This window comes from Promicromonospora kroppenstedtii DSM 19349 (genome assembly GCF_000515355.1).
Classification (GTDB): Bacteria; Actinomycetota; Actinomycetes; order Actinomycetales; family Cellulomonadaceae; genus Promicromonospora; species Promicromonospora kroppenstedtii.
Genome location: NZ_KI911681.1, coordinates 7,634 through 11,742, shown reverse-complemented (window position 1 = coordinate 11,742; position 4,109 = coordinate 7,634). Strand labels below are relative to the sequence as shown.

General features: G+C 72.7%; 3 protein-coding genes and 1 pseudogene. 2 read left to right on the top strand and 2 right to left on the bottom strand.

Features of this window, described 5'->3' with window-relative positions; all coding sequences use genetic code 11:
• A pseudogene (locus PROKR_RS35020) lies at nucleotides 1-199 on the top strand (CapA family protein); the annotation flags it as partial.
• A 21-nt stretch (nucleotides 200-220) separates the two neighbouring features.
• Here the strand turns inward: PROKR_RS35020 and PROKR_RS14465 are convergent.
• Together PROKR_RS14465 and PROKR_RS14455 are read right to left on the bottom strand one after the other, a co-directional pair.
• Nucleotides 221-2,872: a DNA translocase FtsK gene (locus PROKR_RS14465; RefSeq protein ID WP_036964366.1), complete on the bottom strand. Its 2,652-nt coding sequence runs from the start codon at nucleotides 2,870-2,872 to the stop codon at nucleotides 221-223.
• Between the two features lie 298 nt (nucleotides 2,873-3,170).
• Complete coding sequence (locus PROKR_RS14455) at nucleotides 3,171-3,581, bottom strand: hypothetical protein (RefSeq protein WP_036964364.1); 411 nt, start codon at nucleotides 3,579-3,581, stop codon at nucleotides 3,171-3,173.
• An 87-nt stretch (nucleotides 3,582-3,668) separates the two neighbouring features.
• On the opposite strand from PROKR_RS14455, the gene PROKR_RS14450 reads away from it, so the two are divergent.
• Nucleotides 3,669-4,109: TetR/AcrR family transcriptional regulator (locus PROKR_RS14450; RefSeq protein ID WP_036964363.1), on the top strand; the 441-nt coding region annotated here is incomplete at its 3' end.

The following is a 4,109-nucleotide window of genomic DNA, read 5'->3' as shown; positions in this document are numbered from 1 at the left end:
GGTCGACCGCGCCGCCGGGCACCGGCTGCGCGCCACGCGCGACGCCCTGGCGCATCCTGAGGAGGGGCAGCTCGGCACCGCCGAGCTGAAGCAGCGCCTGCGGATCGCACGGACTGCGGCCGGGACCGCCGCGGACGAGCAGCGGCAACCGCCCAAGGGCCAGGCGGGCAAGGCGCCGACAGTGGTCCAGCGCGACTGACCGACCCGGGCGGAGGGACGTTCAGCGGACCGCCTCGGCGTCGTCGTGGTAGTCGCGGGCGACGGGCGGCATGTGCCCGTCCGTGCCGTCCGCGTACTGGTCTCCCCCGCCGTCGGGCGAACCGTCGCCGGAACCGCCGTCGGGCGACGCCTGGTCGAAGACCCCAACCGGCTCCTCGCCCCGGATGAGGGCGAGCGCGGACGGCAGGTCGTCGGCCGCCACGAGCACGTCGCGTGCCTTGGAGCCCTCCGAGGGCCCCACGATCTCGCGCGACTCCAGGAGGTCCATGAGCCGCCCCGCCTTGGCGAAGCCCACGCGCAGCTTGCGCTGCAGCATGGACGTGGACCCGAACTGGGTGGTGACCACGAGCTCGGTCGCCTGCAGCAGCAGGTCGAGGTCGTCGCCGATGTCCTCGTCGACCTGCTTCTTGGCCGCGGCGGGCGCCGCGACGTCCTCGCGGTAGATCGGCTTGAGCTGGCTCTTGACGTGCTCGACGACCTGGTGGACCTCGGACTCGGTGACCCAGGCGCCCTGGACGCGCATCGGCTTGGCGGCGCCCATGGGCAGGAACAGGGCGTCACCCTGGCCGATGAGCTTCTCCGCGCCGGGCTGGTCCAGGACCACGCGCGAGTCGGCGAGCGAGGACGTCGCGAACGCGAGCCGGGACGGCACGTTGGCCTTGATCAGGCCGGTCACGACGTCGACGGACGGGCGCTGCGTGGCGAGCACCAGGTGGATGCCCGCGGCACGGGCGAGCTGCGTGATGCGCTGGATCGAGGCCTCGACGTCGCGCGGGGCGACCATCATGAGGTCCGCGAGCTCGTCGACCACCACGAGCAGGTACGGGTACGGCGCGATCTTGCGCTCCGAGCCCGGCAGCGGCTTGACCTTGCCGGCACGGACGGCGACGTTGAAGTCGTCGACGTGCTTGTAGCCGAAGGTCGCCAGGTCGTCGTAGCGGGCGTCCATCTCGCGCACCACCCAGTCGAGGGCCTCGGCGGCCTTCTTGGGGCTGGTGATGATGGGCGTGATCAGGTGCGGGATGCCCTCGTAGATCGTGAGCTCCACGCGCTTGGGGTCCACCAGGATCAGGCGCACCTGCTCCGGCGTCGAGCGCATCAGGATCGAGGTGATCATCGAGTTGATGAAGCTCGACTTACCGGCGCCGGTCGCACCGGCGACCAGGATGTGCGGCATCTTGGCGAGGTTGGCCACGACGTAGCCGCCCTCGACGTCCTTGCCCACGCCCATCACCATCGGGTGCTCCGTGCGGCGGGCCGCGCCCGAGCGCAGCACGTCGCCCAGCACCACGGTCTCGCGGTCGGTGTTGGGGATCTCGATGCCGATCGCGGACTTGCCCGGGATGGGCGACAGGATGCGCACGTCCGCGCTGGCGACCGCGTACGCGATGTTGTTGGACAGCGAGGTGATGCGCTCGACCTTGGTCTTGGCGCCCACCTCGACCTCGTACCGGGTGACCGTCGGGCCGCGGCTGAAGCCGGTGACCTTGGCGTCGACACCGAACTGCTCGAAGACGCCTGTCAGGGACTCCACGACACGGTCGTTGGCGGCGGAGCGCGCCTTGTGCGGCGGCCCCTGCACCAGCACCTCCTCGTCGGGCAGCAGGTAGACCGTGTCGCCCTCCAGCATGGGTTGCACGCCGCGCGGCATCGGCTCGCCCTGCTGCGGCGGCCTCGGCCCGTCCTTCTTGGCCGACGCCGCGGGCTCGCCGTCCGGCCCGAGCACCCCGGGGCCGATCGCGGGGGCGCCGGTGACCTTGCCAGCGGACTGGCCGGTCGGGATGCGCTGAGTGGTGAGCTTGCCGGCCTTGGCGGCGCGCTCCTCGACCTCGGCGGCCTTCTCGAACGCCTCGTCGCCCACGAACCCGGCCAGGCGCTCCTTCTCGGCGGCGATCTCCTGCTTGGTGCGCTGCTTGCGGCGCTTGGCCTCCGGTCTGCCGTCGTGCGCCGAGACGCCGTCGGCCAGGGAGAGCCCGTCCTCGGAGCCGTCCTCCGGCTCGCGGTGGTTGCCGGTGAGGCGGTCGTACATGCCGCGCAGGCGAGCGGGGATCCTGTGCACCGGCGTCGCGGTGACGATGAGCACGCCGAAGAACCCGGCCAGCACGTACAGCGGGATCGCGAACCACTGCGTCAGCCCCGTGACGACCGGGGTCGCGAACAGAAAGCCGATCACGCCGCCGGCGTCCTGCACCGGGGTGAAGCCGTCGGCGGGCGAGGGCAGGCCGGCGCTGATGTGCACCAGCGAGCACGTGGCCACGACCAGGAAGCTGAGCCCGATCGCGACCCGGCCGTTCTGCTGGGTGCGCTCCGGGTGCCGCATGACGCGGAACGCGAGCCACATGAGCAGCACGGGCAGGGCCACGCCCGCGACGCCGAGCGTGCCGGCGACCACCGCGTGCACGCCGTCGCCGAAGGGGCCGTCGATGCCCCACCACTCACGCGCCGCGACGATGACCGCCACGGCGAGAAGCGCGAAGCCGACGCCGTCGCGCCGGTGGTCCGGCAGGTCCGCTTCCGCCTGCTGTCCAGTGTTCTTGCTCGTGCTGTTCCTCGCCACGCCGCTCTTTCCCGCGTTCTGTGCGTCCTCGTCCGCTGCGTCAGGCGCCCGTCGCGGTCCGGCAGCGCGTGTCGCGCCGCCGACCGCGTGCGCCATGCCCATCCACAGACCGCGCACCGCGCGGACCGGCCACGGCGGGCGGGACGGTGCGGGCGCAGCCTTGGCCGCCGGGCGGGTAGCCCCCCGGCGCTGGGTCGATCGCTTCGACGCTGCGGCGCGGGGCTTGGCGCTCTTCGCGCCCTGCCCGGAACTCTTCCCGGAACTTCGCCGGGCCGACGTGCGGGTCGCCATGATGTCGCCACCGTAACCGGCGTGGACGGCCCCGCCCAGGACCCCTCGCGGTGTGTCCCGGACCGGGTAGTCGTCCGGTTTGTCGGGCTACGCGCGCCGGGGCTCAAACCAGCAGCAGGCCGCCCGCGAGCGTGACGACCCCCGCGCCCAGGACCACCGCGCCCGCCGGCAGCAGCGCGACGGCGCGGTTGGGCGTGGTGCGCCCCGTCCCGATCGCGGAGAGGAAGAAGCCCGCCGGCATGAGGATCGCGGCGACCAGGACGCCCGTGGCGGCCAGCCAGCGCAGGAACCCGGTCAGGTCCGTCGCCTCGGTGAGCAGCAGGCAGAGCAGGCCGAGGATCACCAGCACGCCCGCGTGGGCGTGCCCGGCCCGGAAGAAGCTCTTCTGCAGGTCGGTCGTGGCGAGCCGCCCGCCGAAGACCTTGAGCAGGAAGAAGCCGCCGGACTCGATCCCGACGACGGTCAGCAGCACGATGCCCGCTGTGATGCGGGCGGGGTCCGAGAGCTCTAGCACGACGTCCTCCTGGGTGCGTCCGTTGTTTTGTAACAGTGTTATCAAACAACGTTCGCAAACTCCCGTCAAGGCTTCTAGACTCACGGCATGGCCCGACCTCGACTGCACGACGACGCCCTGCGCACCCGCCTCCTGGAGGTCACCTCCCGGGTCATCTCGTCGGACGGCGAGGCCGCCGTCACGGTGCGCAAGGCCGCCGCCGAGGCCGCGACCAGCGCGTCGGCGGTCTACGCGCTGTTCGGGTCGCGCGAGGCGCTCGTCGCCGCGGTGAGCGAGGAGGGGTTCCGGCGGTTCGCCGAGCACCTGGCCGCCGTCGGGCAGGGTGTGGACCCGGCCGCCGACCTGCGCGACCTCGGCCGCGCCTACCGGGGGTTCGCCCTGGCGGACCCGCACTTCTACCGCGTCATGTTCGACCGCGGCGTGGCCCTCGCCGACGGCGACCCGGCCGACGCCGTCGAGCAGCCCACCTTCCGCGTGCTGCACGACGCCGTGGGCCGGGTGCTGCCCGGGGCGTCGGCCGAGCACGTG

Coding starts and splice junctions, on each gene's coding strand:
- PROKR_RS14465 (WP_036964366.1), bottom strand. CDS start 2,872: ATGGCGCACGCGGTCGGCGGCGCGACACGCGCTGCCGGACCGCGACGG.